The organism is Bradyrhizobium sp. LTSP849 (genome assembly GCF_000938255.1).
In the GTDB taxonomy this organism is placed as follows: domain Bacteria; phylum Pseudomonadota; class Alphaproteobacteria; order Rhizobiales; family Xanthobacteraceae; genus Bradyrhizobium.
On record NZ_JYMR01000018.1, the window covers coordinates 13,838 to 29,686 of the forward strand.

Sequence of the window (15,849 nt, forward strand, 5' to 3'; positions counted from 1 at the left end):
TATACGAGATTCATTACAAATAAGAAAGTTTTAAATCCCAAATAATGGGATTATAGCAGATATGTCGATCTGATCCTGGAGGCATTGTGTTCAAACTGGCTCGTTTCACCGCTTTGGGTTTGCTGCTTGGTCTGCTTCCGGCCTACGCCGAAAACTTCAGCCTCGATAGCACCCATACCTCGGTCATGTATTCGCTGGATCATCTGGGCTTCTCGATCAGTCGAGGGGTGTTCAGAGAGGTTCAGGGACAGCTTTCGATCGACGAAAAGGCGCCTGAGGAGGCCCGACTTGAGGTTCGCATCAACGCGGCGAGTATCGATGCATTCGACGCCGGCAGGTCGAACGCGGTACGCGGCGGCAATTTTCTCGAAACGGACCGCTTTCCGGAAATGAAGTTTGTTTCCACCAAGGTGGAACGGTCCGGCGAATCGACCGCCAAAATCACCGGCGATCTGACATTGCACGGTGTGACTCACCCGGTCACGTTGAACGCGACGCTCCAGAAGAAGGGCAAGCATCCGATCACAGGCGCGCAGCGGATCGGGTTCGCGGCGAGCGGCGTTATCAAACGCAGCGACTTCAAGATCATGGGTTTTCTTCCGATGGTTGGTGATGACGTCACGATCACCGTTGATGTCGAGTTCGGTGCGTCATGAATCAGACGGCGGTTACGCGCTACAGCGGCCCGGCCATTCTATTTCACTGGGGAAGCGCCGCGATCATTGCCGCCCTGTTCGTGATCGGCTGGCAGATGGTCAGGATGCCGCTCAGTCCAGGCAAAATGGAAGCGTACGCCCTCCACAAATCTCTCGGCCTCTTGATCTTGGTGCTCGCCATCGTCCGTATCGTCTGGCAGAGGCTGCGGCCGCCACCACCCAAGCCGACGGGGACACCGGAGTGGCAGCGTCGCGCCGCCAATGCCACTCATTTCGGTCTCTATCTTCTGATGTTCGGTCTCCCGCTGAGTGGATGGGCCTATAATTCGAGCGTTGGATTTCCGCTCTCGTTCTTCGGCCTGATCGACGTACCCCCGCTCCTCGGTGGCGGCACGGATATGAGAGAGCTTTGGCGGTCCGCTCATTGGCTGCTGGGATGGGGAGTCGTCGGACTCGTTTCTCTCCACGTCGGCGCGGCGCTCTACCACCGGGTGATCATGCGCGATTCGATATTGCAGCGAATGCTGCCGAGCGTTCCGACGTTGCGGAGACGGTGATGAGCGTATTGCGTCATGTTGCCGTCGCGGTCGTTGGAAATCTGCTCGTCGGCGTCGGCGCCGGACAGGCTGCCACCCGATGGATACCGGTCACGGCCGCAAGCCGGATCGAATTCGAGGTGAGTCAAGCAGGGGCAACGGTCAAGGGAGAGTTCCGGCGGTTCAGCTCCGACATCGCGTTCGACCCCAACGACCTCCCCTCATCGAAAGTGCGGGTCGAAGTGGATGCCGCCAGCGTTTCGACCGGCGCGGAAGACCGGGACCGCGAACTCCCCAAGTCCGACTGGTTCGACATCGCGCGATTTCCGCGAGCCGTATTTGAAGCCGAGACTTTCGAGCGGACCGAAAAGGGCTTCATGGCCCGCGGCACGCTGTCGCTCCGCGACGTCAAGCAGCCGGTTGCCTTGCCTTTCACGCTCGATATTAACGGCGAGATCGCGCGGATGGATGCGAAGCTGGATTTGGATCGCACCACATTCGGCATCGGCCAGGGGATGTGGACCGCCTCCGACATGGTCGGGAAAACAGTGAGCCTGACCATTCATCTGGAAGCAAAGCGGAATTGATTCCATCATCGTTGAGGAAATAGCCATGACAAATCATTTGATTTCGAGGCGAATGGTCGTCGCCGGTGGTGTCGCGATGGCCGCCGGTGTGCGGTTCAGCCGCGACGCTGCGGCGGAGATCGGGGCCGGATCCATCGCGGCTTTGCCGAGCGAAGGCGGAGTTGCCCCCTGGGATTATTGGCAGTCGAATGCGGGAGCCGGAGCGCTTCGAGTAGCTTCCGGCGCCATCCTGGCAGCCAGCCCTTATAATACGCAGCCTTGGCTGTTTCGGCTCGGGTCCAACGAGATCCAGGTCATCGCGGATGAAAAGCGAAATCTTGGCGGCCTGGATCTCTTTCGCCGCGAATTCTATATGGGGCTCGGCTGCGCCATCGAGAACGCCTGCGTGGCAGCGCCCTCCCAGGGTTTCAACGCCAAGGTCTCGCTGCTGCCCGATGGGGCGGCGGACGGCGTTGCCGCAACGCTGGCATTCGAGCTGACGCCCGCGTCAGCCCATCCCCATCAGGACGCGATTGCGCGGCGGCATACGCACCGTGGGCCTTACCAGCGAGACCGGCAAATTGAGACGAGTATCCTCAATGCGTTCAACCGTCAGGCCACGTCGCCTGACGTCAAACTCCTGCTGATCAACGCCCGTGACGATGCAGGCAAGGCTTTCAGCGATTTGACCCTCGAGGGGACGCGGCGGATTCTCGATGTCGAATCGCTGCGCGAGGGCCGTCATGCCGGCATCCGGGCGTCGGCGAGCGGCACCAACATCGACGAGGCCGCGTTTCAGAAAATCGACAAGAGCTGGCTCGAATTGACCCAGGCCGTTACCTGCGCCACCGCACCGTCATTTGGATTGATCATGGTTCGCGGATCGAGGGCGGATCATCGCCTGCACATCGAGGCTGGTCGCTTGTGGCAACGCATTCACCTCGAAGGGGTGCAGCGCGGGTTGGCCTTGCAGCCGATGAACCATTCCATCGAAGTCATCGACTTCGAGACGCAAGGCGGCGGCAATTCTTCGATCGCCGCTCGAATGAATCTCGGCGGCGTCTGGAACGGCTGGGAGCCGATCTTCGGCTTCCGGGTTGGCTACGCGGATGGTCCGGCGCCGGCAAGCGGGCGTCGCCCTCTCAGCGCGGTTGTCATTTCCTGACACCCGTGCGGCGCAGGCTTCAGCACGCGCTTTGCGCGGCGTTGACGGCCGGTCTCTCGTGGGGCGGCGCATTATCGTGGGCTGAGTGGCGAGGGAAGGATCGATCCGTCGTGTAGCGCGGGCCGCGACGACGACGGACCATCTTCAGTCGATACAAAAGCTTCCGCGTTTGGTCTCTCGCGCAATCAGGATCTGTGCGGGCAGACCATCGTCAGATTGAGCAGCGTCGGCGCATGGTCCTCGCCATTATCATACTCCCACTCCAGCCTGATCTCGTGCCGATGGGCAAAGGCATCGCTTGCCGCGTGGGTGATGATCTTCGTCTTCATCGGGATCGGCGGCTCGGAATTGAAGCATTTCCGGACGCAGGCATCGAGCAGCGTACACCGCGTCAGGGGGATCACGCCGGGCTCGTCCTTGGACAGCGGAATCGTATTCGGCTGGGTGCTGAGGTCGACGCGAGCCCGGCCCTTCTCCTTGTGCCAGTGCGCTGCGCTTCCGTCCGGCCATCTGTCCGCCGGCGTCAGGATCAGGTGATACTGGCCATACTCCAGGGTCGGCAGGTGGATGTCCTCGGACGCCTTGAGGATGTCCACGCTCCTCTGCATGTTTTCCAACGGGAAATAATTGTCGTTCATCAAATCTTTGAATGAAGCCCCGGTGTAAGTTCTCGAGCCCATCGTCTTTTCCTTCAATATGTCCTTGGCTTTGCGGAAATACATACGGCTGCACGACGCTGGTCAGTTCGGCCAACCTAGCGTCGCCAGAATATATGCCCCATTTTTGCTGGGATTTGCATACGCTACCACTCAGGACTGTGTTTCGTCCAGATCGCCACCCACACCGTGCCCCGCGGCGATGGGCGAGCCTGATTGCTAAGCGGTTCTCGATAGGTATTCTTACCAGGGGTTGCTCGCGGGTGCTGGTCGACAGCAATGCCGCGATCTTTGAAGGCGCAGGAATGCATTGCTTCGCGTGCCAGTCGGCGATTGATCCGGACGATAGCTGGTGCTCCAAATGCGGGGCGGCGGTACGTCAGCGCGGCGATCCCGATAGCGAACGGCGATTTGTGACGATTCTCCGAGCCGACGTCATCGACTCCACGGGGCTTGTTGCCGAACTGGAGCCGGAGGAGGCGGTATCGCGCCTGGAGCCTGCACTGGCGGCCATGAGGGGTGCGGTACGCCAGTTTGGCGGAATCGTCAGCAAGGAGCTGGGGGACGGGCTGGCTGCGGTCTTTGGCGCGCCGATTGCCGACGACAACCACGCTCCCCTGGCCTGTCATGCGGCCATCGAACTGGTCCGGCGCGTTGGGAGCCTGGGCGATCCCGGACTTCAGGTCCGGGTTGGTCTCCACTCAGGTCACGTCGTCGCCTACATGGTCGCCAGCGAGTTTTCCAAGGTCTACGAGATCGGAGGCGCCGCCCAGCATCTGGCCGCCCGGCTGGAGGCGGCGGCCGAGGCGAATCAGATCTACGCGTCGGAAGCCTGCCAGAAGCTCGCTGATGGGCATGTCCGGTTCGAATCCTTGGGCCGCAAGGGGCTACGCGGCTTCAATGAGCCGCTGCCAGTCTACCGTGTCGTGGGCGCGAGCGATCTTTCGAGCTGGCGGGTGCGACGGGCACGGAGCGTTTCGCGGTTTGTCGATCGCACCACGGAGCGGGCGCTGTTGGGACGCGCCGCGGAACGGGCCAGCGCGGGGCGACAAACCGTCCTGCTGATCGGCGACGCTGGCATTGGAAAATCCCGGCTCGCGCACGAGTTTGCCCAGGACCTCAGGGCCGGCGGTTGGCGACTCGTTGACGCCGAATGCAGTCCGAATCTTCAAGGCGCGCCGTTCAGCGCGCTCAAGCGTACTATACTCTCGATCTTGGAGGTTGCCGCCAGAGATTCGGATCGTCTGGCTGACATCCGAAAGGAGTTGTCGGCGATCCATCAACTCGCGATCGACTCAATATTGGATATTCCGGTCACGGATCCTAGCTGGAGCGACCTGGAGCCCTACGCGCGTGCTCGCGCCATTTCCGATGCAAGTTGCGCCATCGTTCAGAGCTTAGCCCTTCAGCAACGCACGGTTCTTCTCGTCGAGGACTTGCACTGGATCGATCGAGCCAGCGACACGGTCGTTGCTGCAATCGCGTCGCTACAAGTCTCGAACCTGCTGGTTTTTCTTACGAGCCGGCCGAACGGGATGCCTGAGTGGGTCGCACGGTGCCGTGCGGAAGTGATAGCAATGCGTCCCCTGGACGACGATTCGGGATTGGCCATGTTGGCAGATATGCTCGGCCCATCCATGACGAACTTCGATTTGAAGAATCGGATCATCTCTCATACCGCCAACGTTCCCCTGTTTCTCGAGGAGGTCTGCCGCGGGCTGAAGGACAGTGGCACGCTTCGCGGTCAGTGGGGTGACCTCGCCCTCGTTCGTCCCATCGATGAGCTCGGAATCCCCACCAGCATCCAAGGAGTGATTGCCGCGCGGCTCGATCGCGTATCGAGGCAGGAACGCTCGGTTCTTCAAATCGCGGCGGCGCTCGGCCCACGTTCAAGCATAGCCATGCTGCGGAATGTCGCGGTCCTGCCTCAAGACGTCTTTCAGGATTGTCTCGAAGCGCTCGATCGGGCCGAGCTGCTTGTCAGGATCGATAGCGAACTTGAGGACTCGATCGAGTTTCGACACGAGATGGTCCGCCAAGTGACCTACGAGTCGATGGTGGAAAAAGTGCGCGAAAATATACACGCGCGGATTCTTGCGGCCTTCGAGAGCGATGAGACATGGAGCGATGGTCCTGACACGCTCTGCTACCACGCCATGCGGGCGAAGGATTGGCTGAAGGCGTTCAGCTACGGGAGGAGCGCCGCCCAGAAATGTCTCGTGCGCTCGGCATACGCCGATGCGGTCGACTATTTCGAGATCGGGATGAGTTCACTCGACAAAACCCCGATGACGCGTTCGCGGGAGTCGGATGCCATTGACCTTCGGATGGAGGCCCGCATGGCGTTCATCTGGTCCGGTCGGGTTGCCGAGTGGGTCGATCTCGGAAAGGAGGCCGAACGCCGGGCCAATGATATTGACGATATCGGAAGAAAGGTCGCCGCCATGACCGTCATGGCGGGTGGGCAGAACTTCTACGGGACGCCGATTGAAGCAGTTGCTCTCGGCGAGGAAGTCGTTGGCCTTGCCGAGGAGTCGGGCAACCCAGGTTGGCGTAACCTTGCACAATACAATCTCGGGCAGGCCTATTTCCTTGCCGGTCGTTATCGAGAGGCAGAGCAGACATTCGCGAGAGCCCGGGCCCATCTGATGGGGCCGGAGGCAAGTGCGCCCTTCGGCGCTCCCCCAAAATACACTCTCCTCCTCTGCTGCATGATGAAGAGCTTCACCCACACCGTCATGGGTGAGCTCGATGTTGCAGAACAGCTCCAGCAGCAGGCCGTCGCGATCGCGGAGGAGGCCAACCGTCCCTATGACCGCGTCGCCACCGCCTATAGCGGCGGCTGGCTGAAGCTCGGCCGCAACGATCCGGCGGCGGCCGCGGCCGTTCTCGAAGAGGGTTTCGTGCTGGCGCAGAAGCACGGCATCCGGCTGTTCGTACCGGTGCTCGCCTGCCATCTCGGCATGGCGTATCTTGAGCAAGGGCTATTCGACCGGGCGCGCGGCATGCTTGGCGAGGCGCGCGAGGAGGCGAAGGCGATCGGCTATACCTCGGCGGTGCTGCGCAGCTCGATCTACCTGGCGCTGGCCACCAGCCAGCTTGGCGATGTCCAGGCCGCGCAGAACATGCTGCGCGAGGCGCGCAACACCGCCCGGCAGCAGGGGTTTTCCGGCCTCGAGGCCGAGGCCCTGTTCGGCGAAGCCGTCGTGACGCCGGCCTCCAGCGCGGAGAACAAGGCCGCGATCCTTGTCGCCCTGCGCGGCACGATCGCCATTGCCTCCGCGAGTGGCGCGCTGCCGCTCCAGCACAAGGCCGAGGCGATGCTGAACGAGATGCTCGCCCGCGGCGATCAGCTCACCTGACCCTTGTCGCTCATGGGCGTGCGATCGTACCGTCGCGCCGATTTTTTTGCCCGACGGACCAACTTGATTTCGAAGTTGATACAATGGCTTGGCGCATTGCTTCTACTGTGCATGGGGTTGTTTTCGACATTTTTTGAAGGAAAGAGCTCCCGCGGTGGTCCCTGCCTGCCATTGCGATGACAAAGCCCCTTGCGCGGGGGCCACGGTCGGCTACCGTTGGCAGGCTAGCCGCGGGGTTAGGTGACCTTTTGATTCACATTTTTTAGCATCCGATTTTGCCGGCGCCGCGACGGCGCGACGCCTACCGGAAGAGGCGGGGGCCATGACCACACGGGACCAGCAAGCTCTCCTGGCGCCGGTCGAGCGCGATTTGCGGCTCGATCTGTTCCGCGGCATCGGCCTGTGGATGATCTTTCTCGATCACATCCCGCATGACGTCGTGGCCTGGCTGACGCTGCGCAATTACGGCTTCAGCGATGCCGCCGAGTTCTTCGTCTTCATCTCCGGCTATCTGGTCGGCTGGATCTACGGGCCGATCGTCGCGGGCGGCTGGTTCCTCGCCGCGCTCAAGCGGCTGTGGCGGCGGGCGGCCGAGATGTACGTCGCCCACATCATGCTGTTCCTGCTGTTCACGGCGCAAATCGCGCGCACGATCAGGAGATTCGACAACCCGTTGTATGCGGACGAGTTCAACGTTCACAGTTTTCTCGACCATCCGGACATTCTGATCGGGCAGGCGCTCTCGCTGCGCTACAAGCCGGTCAATCTCGACGTGCTGCCGCTCTACATCACGCTGGTGCTCGCAGCGCCCTTCATCGTGTGGTGTCTGGTGCGCCGGCCGAACCTGACGCTCGCCGCCTCCGTGGTGCTCTATGTCCTGTCGCGCTGGTTCGACTGGAATATCGCGTCCTATCCGCCTGGCACGACCTGGTACTTCAACCCGTTCTGCTGGCAGCTGATGTTCGTATTCGCCGCCTGGTGCGGCGTCGGCCAGATCGAAAAGATCGCCAAATGGGTCTGGTCGAAGCCGGTGATGGGCCTGGCGGCGGCATGGATTGCGTTCGCCCTCCTGATCGTGATGACATGGCACGTTCACGCGCTCGAGGCGCTGATCCCGAAATGGATGATCAAGGCGATCTACCCGATCGATAAGACCGACCTCGACATGCTGCGCTTCACGCACTTCCTGGCGCTGGGAATCTGGGTGGTCTATTTCGTCCCGCGCCATTGGAAGGCGCTGCATTCGAAATGGTTGCGCCCGGTCATCCTGTGCGGCCAGCACTCGCTGCCGATCTTTTGCCTCAGCGTGTTCCTGTCGTTCTCGGCGCATTGGATCCTGATGCAATACACCAGGGGCGTCTGGGAGCAGCTCGCCGTCTCCTTCGCCGGCTTCGTCATCATGATCGGGGCGGCGTGGCTGCTCGACCGCGCCGAGCGAGTGCCCAGCCTCTTCGTCAAGGTGACCGACGTCGACGACGAGTCGGAGCCCGCCGCCGAAGGCGCACCGGTCAAGGTCATCGCCGCAACTCCGTCTGGCCGCTGAGGGCCCATCGCGCCGCGCGGACGATTTTTCGGGAGAGATCCATGTCGAGACTCTTGTTGACGATTGCCGGCGCCCTTCTGCTTCTCCTCTGCAACGCGTCGGCGCAGGCGCAGGCGCCGTCGCCCGAGGCGATGGATGCTGCGCGAAAACTCGTCACCACGCTGAAGATAGCGGATCAGTATCGCACGGCTCTCCCGCAGCTCATGCTCAAGCTCAGGCCCGTGGTCGCGCAGGACAGGCCGGAGATCGAGCACGATTATGATGCGATGACGGCGCCGGGCGCCGAGATCTACGCCCCGTTCTTCGCGTCGATGGCCGATCAGATCGCCGCGCTCTACGCCGCGAGCTTCACCGTCGACGAGCTCCGCCAGATTGAGGCGTTCTACAGCGGACCCGCCGGAAAGAAGTATCTGGAGAAATCAGATGCGCTGGCGCAGGCGAGCGCGCAGATCGGCCAGGACGTCAGCCAGAAAGCGGCCGACGAGCTGAAGCTGCGCCTGATCGAGGCGCTGCGCCAGAAGGGGCAAAAGCCGTAGGCGCCTCCTTTAATGAATGGCCGCGTACATGATCCGCTCCTCCGTCGCCTCCAGCGCGGAGAACTCCTCCACGACCTTGCCCTGCCGCGAGACCAGGATGCGGTCGGACAGCGCCATGATCTCGGGCAGGTAGGACGAAATGACCACGACTGCCTTGCCCTCGTCGGCGAGCCGGTTGATCAGCTCGTGGATCTCGACGATGGCGCCGACGTCGACGCCGCGGGTCGGTTCATCGAAGATGATCAGGTCCGGCTCCTGCACCAGCGATTTGGCGATCACGACCTTCTGCTGATTGCCGCCGGAGAGCTCGACCACCTTGCCGTTCTCGCCAATGGTGCGAACCTTGAGCCGCTCGATCCAGGTCTTGCCGACCGCATCGTTTTCCCGCCGCGACAGCATCATACGGCCCTTGGGAAACTTCGACAGCAGGCCGAGATAGATGTTGCGCGCGATCGAGGAGGTCTCGAAGAAGCCCTCGACCTTGCGGTCCTCGGTGACATAGGCGATGCCGGCCTTGACCGCCGGCGCCGGCACCCGGTAACGCACCGGCTTGTCGTGCAGCAGGATCTCACCGCCGTGGAAGAAGTCGCGCTTCAGGACGCCGGCGACGATCTTGAAGGTTTCGGTGCGGCCGGCACCGACAAGACCAAACACGCCGGTGATCTGCCCCGCGAACACCGACAGCGAATTGTTCTTCACCATCGGCGCCATCTTCAGGTTCTGCACCGTCAGCACGCGCGCACCGGCCGGTCGAACGCTGCTCTTCCTCGAGCCGTAGAGGGTGTTGGAGAGGTCACGTCCGACCATGGCCTGGATGATCGCGGCGCGATCGAATTTGGCGGCGTCATCGGTTACGACGTGCTTGCCGTCGCGCAGCACCGTGATGCGGTCGGCGAGCAGCAAGGCCTCTTCCAGGGCGTGCGAGATGAAGACGATCGAGACGCCACGCTTCTTGAGGTCGCGGACGAGGTCGAAGAAGTATTTCTTCTCTTCCGGCGTCAGCGATGCCGTCGGCTCGTCGAAGATGATGACCTTGGCGCGGTGCAGGACCGCACGCGCGATCTCCACCATCTGCTTCTTGGCGGCACCAAGGCCGCCCACAGTCGCAGTCGGCGTCACATCGAAATTGAGCGACTGCAAGAACTGCTGCGCGGCGATGTAGATGCCGCGCAGGCGATTGTAGAACTTCTCCTGTCCGAGAAACAGATTCTGCGCCACGGTCATGGTCGGCACCAGGCTGTTCTCCTGGAACACCATGGCGATGCCGAGATGGCGCGCCTCCAGCGGCGTCTTCGGAGCGACGTCCGCACCGTCGACCGTCATGGCGCCCGAGGTCAGCGTCACGACGCCCGCCATCACCTTGGTCAGGGTCGACTTGCCCGCGCCGTTCTCGCCGACCAGCGCGTGAATCTCGCCGCGACGGAGCTCGAAGTCGACCCCGTCGATCGCGGGCACGCCGGCGTAGAGTTTTGTGGCCTTGCGCAGCGAGAGCATGATGTCGCTCATGGGCGAAACTCCTCGGCGAGTCCGGTCAGGGGCAGTTTCAGGACACGACCGGGCCCCTTGGCGATCAGGACGAGGTCGTCGCCCATCTCGATGGCCGCGACGATGCCGTGATTGACGCCGTCGACCCGGCTGTGCAGCGAATAGAGCGGCTGGCCGTCCGCATCGAGGCGGATGACGAGGCCATAGGAGCGCGGTGGCGCCCATGGCTTGATGACGCCCATGGTCTTGATGTGCGCGCCCTGCATCGGCTCCTTGAACGACATGCCGGAGCGTAAGCGAGGCGCAACCCAGTAGGCCGGATCGATCTCGGCCATCATGCGGCGCCGGTAGCCAGGCTCGCGCAAGACGAACTCGACGAGCTGAGTTCGTGCGGTGAAAGCGGTGAGCCAGTATCCGCCGCCCGAGGCTTTTGTCAGTCGCGACGGATAGACGGGAAGGTGGGCAAGCACGACCCGGGGCGATGCGCCGGGCGTCACGAGAACGAGGCGGTGGCGCCAGCTCTCGCTGACCAGCATGGCGTTGCCGTGGGCGCAGGCGCCGAAGGCGTAGCCGAGTCCCTGGGTCAATCGTGTGACGGTCTTGTTGGCGGGATCAAGCCGATACACGCGGCCGCTCCGGTTGAGCTCCAGCAGATCGCGCGCCCAGTCATCGACGCCGCAGGTCGCCGAGCCGTCCGTCGCAATAAGCGTGCTGTCGTCCGCCAGTGCGAGCGCGTTGATCGCGTTGAACGCCGGATCGGCGAACGTCACGCTCGGCTGCTCGGCCGAAGGACTTGCGTAGAGACTCACCTCGCGCCCGCCGAGCGCGACGGCGAGGCTGCCGTCGGGAAGGGCGCAAAGCGCCGATATCGGTCGTTCGAAGCTGCGCACCTGCGTTGCCGTGCCGCCGCTCAGGGACATCAGCCGCTGGCCATCAGCGATGAAGAGGTTGCTTCCATCGGTGGCGAGGTCTTCCGGTTCCTTGCACGTCAGCAGGGTCTCGGCCGATTCCAGCTTCTGGTTGGGCTTCAGTGCGCCGTCAAAGGACGGCACGGTGATGGTGGCGTCGCCGCGCCCGAGAAAGCGGTTGGCGAACTCTCTGACGGCGGCGATCACGACAGCTTCCCCCACCGCTTGTCATATTGGACGAAGTTCGGATCGGCATTGTCGAGCTTGTAGCGGCCGATCCGGTTGTTGAGGATGCCGCCCAGATAGAGATAGCCGCGATGCTCGCGCATCGAGGTGATCATCGGATGGTTTTCACCGTGCAGATCCCAGAACGATTCGACGATCTTGCCCTGCTCGTTGAACTTGACCACGCAGCCGGTGTTGATGTTCGGGAATAGCCATTCGTCGACCGGCACGCGCTTGGCCATGCGGCGCCGGAAGCCGGGCATCTTCCAGGCGAGGTCGAGCGAGGGGCTGCGCATGCCGACCAGCGCCAGCCAGTAATTGCCGTCCGAGGCGAGGTTGATGTTGTCGGGGTAGCCCGGCAGATTATCCATCACCACTTCGACCGCACCTTTCTTCGGTCCCGCGAACCAATAGCGCTTGATCGAGCAGCCGAAGGTCTCGGCGAACAGGATCGACTGGCCGTCACTGGCCACGCAGATGCCGTTGGGGAATTTGAGGCCGCGCAACTCGGTACGGGTCGCGCCGGTCTTGGTGTCGTAGGAGATGATGCGGCCGTTGCCACGCGCCTCGAGGCCGTCGATCGGCCATTCGTCCATCTCGTAGCGCACGGTCGCTTCGGAGAAGAAGATGAGGCCGTCATCGGTGATGTCGAGATCGTCGGCGAGCCTCAGGCGGCTGTCGTCGTTGACCGAACGCATGCTGCGGTTGGTCTCATCCGTTGCCTTTTCCACCGTGCCATCAGGTTTGATGCGATAGAGCCCCATGCCGCCGATGCAGACGTAGAGATTGTCCTGCCGGTCGAAGGCCATGCCGAGCGGCTGGCCGCCGATATGGGCGAACACTTCCATCGTCTGATAGTCGGGCGCGAGAAAGCGCATGATGTCGCCGTGGCGCGAGCCGGCATAGAGATTGTCATGGCGGTCGAGGATGACGTCCTCCGGTGCCTCGATCCGGCCAAGGCCGATCGATTCGACGTTACGCAGCTTGTCGTTCTGCTCGAACGGGCCGCCTTGCCCGATCTCGGTGGGCGGTGGAGGCGGCAAGGCGTGGTAGGTCGGCGCGACATAGACCTTGCTGATGATGCGCGTGCGGTTCTTCTGCCAGCGGATATCGACCATCGCGGCGACCAGCAGGATGCCGGCCAGCGCCATCCGGTTGACGCCGCCGCGCGCGTTCATGGTCGTGAGACCATTGGTGATCAGGAGCACGATCAATACCCCGACCGCCGATTTGGCGACCGAGCCCTTGCCGCCGCCAAGCGTGATGCCGCCGAGCACGGTCGCGGTCAGCACGATGACCTCGAGGCCAACGCCGATGTCGCCGCCGACGGTTCCCAGCCGCGATGCGAAGAACAGCGCGCCGATGCTGGTGAGCACGCCGCTCGCGACATAGCAGAGCGCAATCGTACGACGGACGGGAATGCCTGAATTGTACGCCGAACGGCGCGAGCCGCCGATCGCGGTGATGTGCCAGCCTGGCCGTAACCGGGTCAGAAAGATATGACCGAAGATGGCGATGACGACATAGACCAGTGCCACGGTCGGGATGCCGAAGACGCTGCCGCCGCCGATGAAATCCCAGGACGGGATGTCGGGGAAGGCCGACGCGATCGCGTTGGAGTAGCGCTGGATCAGGAGATCGTAGGCCGAGCGATAGACGATCAGGGTAATCAGCGTTGTGATGAAGGCACGTAGTCGCAAATATCCGACCAGAATGCCGTTGACTGCGCCGAGCAATGCGCCGCAGAGCAGCGTGGCGACGACCACCGCCGGGACCGGCCAGCCCAACACGTCGAGAAGATAAAGCGCGCAGAAATCGGTCAGTGCGAAGATCGAACCGACGGACAGATCGATGCCGCCGACGATGACCACCAGCGCCAGCCCGAGCGCGATGAAGCCGATCTCTCCGGCTTGGCGCGCGGTGTCGGCGAGGCTCGCCGGCGACAGGAAGTTATCGATGGATCGGCTGAGCGCGAGGCCAATGATCAGGAGAAGTATCACTGGAATGGCCGTCTCGGTCCATCGCTTGGACAGGATCTCGCCGAGCAGATGATCGGGCCAGTAGCGGTAACGCAGGCTTGTCAGGGTGTCGCGCATCGGCATTCCAGGACCTTGCAAAGTTCGGGACAACGTCCCGGACATGAAGCTGCCCGGGACGTTTGGGTCGTGCGTTGGAAGACCTATTTCTTCAGGTCGCTGAGATTCCAGCAGGCCGTCTGGCTGTCGGCGTTCTCTTTGGTGATCGGAATCAGCGTGGTGTATTCCGAGCCCTTGATCGAGCCGGGCTTGGCGCCCGAGGACAGCAGAAATTTGATCGTGCCCGCCATCTGCGCCGCCTGGGTCGGCACGTCGTAGCTCATGTTGAGATCGAACGCGCCGGACTTCACCAGCTCGCAGGCGCCCTTGCGTTCGCCGCCGCCGGAGGTGGTGAGGAACACCTTGCCGGTGAGACCAGCTTCCTTGACCGCGGCAGCGGTGCCGATATCCATGCCGTCCCAGAAGCCGACGATGCCGCAGAGATCGGGATTTTGCTTCAGCACCGTCTGCGTGATCGCCTTGGCCTTGGCAGCGTCCCAATCGGCGGCCTGGCTCGACACCACCTTGATCTCGGGATGCTTGGCGAGAACGTTTTCGACGCCTTTGAGCGTATAAGCGCTTGCCGCCGCCGATAGCGCACCCTGGATGATCGCGATCTTGTTCGACTTGCCCTCGCAGGCCTTGACCACGGCTTCGGTCTGGCGTTCGCCAATCTCGACCCAGTTGGCGCCGACGAAGGCGGAGCTTCGATAGGCAGAGCCCATGTTGATCTGGATGACGTAGATGCCTTCGTTCTCGGCGCGCTGGAGCAGCTTGGCGTAGGTCTGCACGTCTGGATTATGAACCACTATCACCGCCGGTTTCTCTGAGATCAGCGAGGTGACGGCCTGCGCGCCGGCGTTGGTGTTCCAGTTGGCATCGCGGATCACGAACTTGACGCCAAACGGCTCAAGCTCCTTCTTCAGTCCGGCATACCAGCCCTCGGTGAGGTCGAAATTCATCGCGACCGGAACATAGGCCACGGTCTTGCCGGCCAGCGCGTCCTTGAACGGCTTCTGGAACGGTTCGTCGAGGCCCTGCTGGGCGAGAGCCGGTGCGGTCATCGCCGCGAGAGCCAGTGCGGCCAGGGTCGCCTTTGTCGGGCTGCCAAAAGTCTTCATTGCTTCCTCCTTGGTTGTGGTTGTCGTTCTTGTCGGTGGTTCAGATGTCGCCCTGCTGTGCCGTTTCTTCGTTGCGCGGATTCAGGAATGAGTCCGTGATGACGGCGAGCAGCAGCACCACGCCCTTGATGAGATTTTGCCCGGCGTAGGAGATGTCCATGATGGTCATGCCATTGAGCATGGTGCCGATCAGCAGCGTGCCGATGACGACGTTCAACACGCCGCCGCGCCCGCCGGACAGACCGATGCCGCCCAGCACGACGACCAGGATGACGTCGTAGATCAGCGTCGAGTTGAAGACGCGGGTCGGCATCGAATTGACGGATGCGGCCATCACGAGGCCGGCGAAGCAGCCGATCAGGGCGGCGACGACGTATTGCAGGACGATGATCGGACGCGAAGGGATGCCGGTGACGCGCGCGGCGTAAGGGTTGTCGCCGATGGCGTAGATATAGGCGCCCCAGCGCGTTTGGCGCAGCAGGACGGCGACCACCACGCAGGCGATCGCGAACATCACGATCGACGTCGGAATGCCGAGAATGGTGCCCTGCCCAAGCCGCTCGAAGCCGTTCATGCCCGGGCTCCACTGCACCACGTCGAGCTGGAACAATGCGGCTTGCCCAAGTCCGGCCAGCAGCAGGCCGGTTGCGAGCGTCGCAAACAGCGAGGGGACTTCGGCATAGGCGATCAGCCAGCCATTGACGAGGCCGAAGGCAATCGTGAGCAGCATGGCGGTCAAAAGCGAAGCCGGCAGCGAGTGACCGTTCTGCACCATCTGCAGCACGAGCCCGGGAGGCACCGCGAGCGCCGCGATCAAGGAGATGTCGATGCCGCGGCCGATCACGACGATCGCCATGGCAAGGCCGAGGATGCCGAGCACCGCCACGTTCTGGAGCAGCGTCAGCATATTGTCCGCCGTCAGAAAGCCGCGCAGAAAGATCGAAAACACGAGGAACAGCAGCGCGAAAACAGCGAAGACGATCTCTTGTTGATTGAACCGGAATCGTTTCATCGC

Annotated in this window: 13 protein-coding genes; 7 read left to right on the top strand and 6 right to left on the bottom strand. The window is 62.4% G+C overall.

Going from position 1 to position 15,849, the window contains the following annotated elements:
• Window positions 1-86: 86 nt before the first annotated feature.
• From UB31_RS13525 to UB31_RS13540, 4 genes are read left to right on the top strand one after another with little or no spacing between them, the layout of a single operon-like run.
• A complete protein-coding gene (locus UB31_RS13525; RefSeq protein WP_063775629.1) occupies window positions 87-656 on the top strand; it encodes a YceI family protein in 570 nt (189 codons plus the stop codon).
• On the top strand, window positions 653-1,213 hold the full coding sequence (locus UB31_RS13530; protein WP_045005510.1) for a cytochrome b: 561 nt from the start codon (window positions 653-655) through the stop codon (window positions 1,211-1,213). Before UB31_RS13525 ends, UB31_RS13530 begins: the two co-directional genes overlap by 4 nt.
• Window positions 1,213-1,779, top strand: coding sequence for a YceI family protein (locus UB31_RS13535; RefSeq protein WP_050031899.1), 567 nt, complete (start codon window positions 1,213-1,215; stop codon window positions 1,777-1,779). Before UB31_RS13530 ends, UB31_RS13535 begins: the two co-directional genes overlap by 1 nt.
• A 25-nt stretch (window positions 1,780-1,804) precedes the next feature.
• Window positions 1,805-2,923 (top strand): hypothetical protein, encoded by a 1,119-nt coding sequence (locus UB31_RS13540; RefSeq protein WP_156175331.1) that lies wholly within the window; start codon window positions 1,805-1,807, stop codon window positions 2,921-2,923.
• A gap of 185 nt (window positions 2,924-3,108) precedes the next feature.
• Here the strand turns inward: UB31_RS13540 and UB31_RS13545 are convergent, their stop codons facing one another.
• The gene (locus tag UB31_RS13545) at window positions 3,109-3,603 is read right to left on the bottom strand and encodes a hypothetical protein (RefSeq protein WP_045011428.1); all 495 of its coding nucleotides are present in this window, start codon (window positions 3,601-3,603) and stop codon (window positions 3,109-3,111) included.
• 281 nt (window positions 3,604-3,884) lie between these two features.
• Here UB31_RS13545 and UB31_RS13550 point away from each other — a divergent pair, with 281 nt between their 5' ends.
• From UB31_RS13550 to UB31_RS13560, 3 genes are all read left to right on the top strand, one after another.
• Window positions 3,885-6,941, top strand: coding sequence for an ATP-binding protein (locus tag UB31_RS13550; protein ID WP_045011194.1), 3,057 nt, complete (start codon window positions 3,885-3,887; stop codon window positions 6,939-6,941).
• Window positions 6,942-7,263: 322 nt separating this feature from the next.
• Window positions 7,264-8,484, top strand: coding sequence for an OpgC domain-containing protein (locus UB31_RS13555; RefSeq protein WP_045011195.1), 1,221 nt, complete (start codon window positions 7,264-7,266; stop codon window positions 8,482-8,484).
• A gap of 41 nt (window positions 8,485-8,525) precedes the next feature.
• Window positions 8,526-9,020 (top strand): DUF2059 domain-containing protein, encoded by a 495-nt coding sequence (locus tag UB31_RS13560; protein WP_045011196.1) that lies wholly within the window; start codon window positions 8,526-8,528, stop codon window positions 9,018-9,020.
• A 9-nt stretch (window positions 9,021-9,029) separates the two neighbouring features.
• Here UB31_RS13560 and UB31_RS13565 read toward each other — a convergent pair whose 3' ends face one another.
• From UB31_RS13565 to UB31_RS13585, 5 genes are all read right to left on the bottom strand, one after another.
• Complete coding sequence (locus UB31_RS13565; RefSeq protein WP_045011197.1) at window positions 9,030-10,526, bottom strand: sugar ABC transporter ATP-binding protein; 1,497 nt, start codon at window positions 10,524-10,526, stop codon at window positions 9,030-9,032.
• Entirely contained in the window at window positions 10,523-11,620 is a 1,098-nt protein-coding gene (locus UB31_RS13570) for an SMP-30/gluconolactonase/LRE family protein (RefSeq protein ID WP_045011198.1), read from the bottom strand. Before UB31_RS13570 ends, UB31_RS13565 begins: the two co-directional genes overlap by 4 nt.
• The gene (locus tag UB31_RS13575) at window positions 11,617-13,740 is read right to left on the bottom strand and encodes an ABC transporter permease (protein ID WP_045005501.1); all 2,124 of its coding nucleotides are present in this window, start codon (window positions 13,738-13,740) and stop codon (window positions 11,617-11,619) included. The genes UB31_RS13570 and UB31_RS13575 overlap by 4 nt, the downstream gene beginning before the upstream one ends.
• A gap of 77 nt (window positions 13,741-13,817) precedes the next feature.
• On the bottom strand, window positions 13,818-14,834 hold the full coding sequence (locus UB31_RS13580; RefSeq protein ID WP_045005499.1) for a sugar ABC transporter substrate-binding protein: 1,017 nt from the start codon (window positions 14,832-14,834) through the stop codon (window positions 13,818-13,820).
• 40 nt (window positions 14,835-14,874) lie between these two features.
• Window positions 14,875-15,846 (bottom strand): ABC transporter permease, encoded by a 972-nt coding sequence (locus tag UB31_RS13585; protein WP_045011199.1) that lies wholly within the window; start codon window positions 15,844-15,846, stop codon window positions 14,875-14,877.
• Between the last annotated feature and the right edge of the window lie 3 nt (window positions 15,847-15,849).

What these genes read in the sequence shown, in the direction of transcription:
- UB31_RS13530 (WP_045005510.1), top strand. Translation starts at nt 653, where the DNA reads ATGAATCAGACGGCGGTTACGCGCTACAGCGGCCCGGCCATTCTATTT.
- UB31_RS13535 (WP_050031899.1), top strand. Translation starts at nt 1,213, where the DNA reads ATGAGCGTATTGCGTCATGTTGCCGTCGCGGTCGTTGGAAATCTGCTC.
- UB31_RS13540 (WP_156175331.1), top strand. Translation starts at nt 1,805, where the DNA reads ATGACAAATCATTTGATTTCGAGGCGAATGGTCGTCGCCGGTGGTGTC.
- UB31_RS13545 (WP_045011428.1), bottom strand. Translation starts at nt 3,603, where the DNA reads ATGGGCTCGAGAACTTACACCGGGGCTTCATTCAAAGATTTGATGAAC.
- UB31_RS13550 (WP_045011194.1), top strand. Translation starts at nt 3,885, where the DNA reads ATGCATTGCTTCGCGTGCCAGTCGGCGATTGATCCGGACGATAGCTGG.
- UB31_RS13555 (WP_045011195.1), top strand. Translation starts at nt 7,264, where the DNA reads ATGACCACACGGGACCAGCAAGCTCTCCTGGCGCCGGTCGAGCGCGAT.
- UB31_RS13560 (WP_045011196.1), top strand. Translation starts at nt 8,526, where the DNA reads ATGTCGAGACTCTTGTTGACGATTGCCGGCGCCCTTCTGCTTCTCCTC.
- UB31_RS13565 (WP_045011197.1), bottom strand. Translation starts at nt 10,526, where the DNA reads ATGAGCGACATCATGCTCTCGCTGCGCAAGGCCACAAAACTCTACGCC.
- UB31_RS13575 (WP_045005501.1), bottom strand. Translation starts at nt 13,740, where the DNA reads ATGCCGATGCGCGACACCCTGACAAGCCTGCGTTACCGCTACTGGCCC.
- UB31_RS13580 (WP_045005499.1), bottom strand. Translation starts at nt 14,834, where the DNA reads ATGAAGACTTTTGGCAGCCCGACAAAGGCGACCCTGGCCGCACTGGCT.
- UB31_RS13585 (WP_045011199.1), bottom strand. Translation starts at nt 15,846, where the DNA reads ATGAAACGATTCCGGTTCAATCAACAAGAGATCGTCTTCGCTGTTTTC.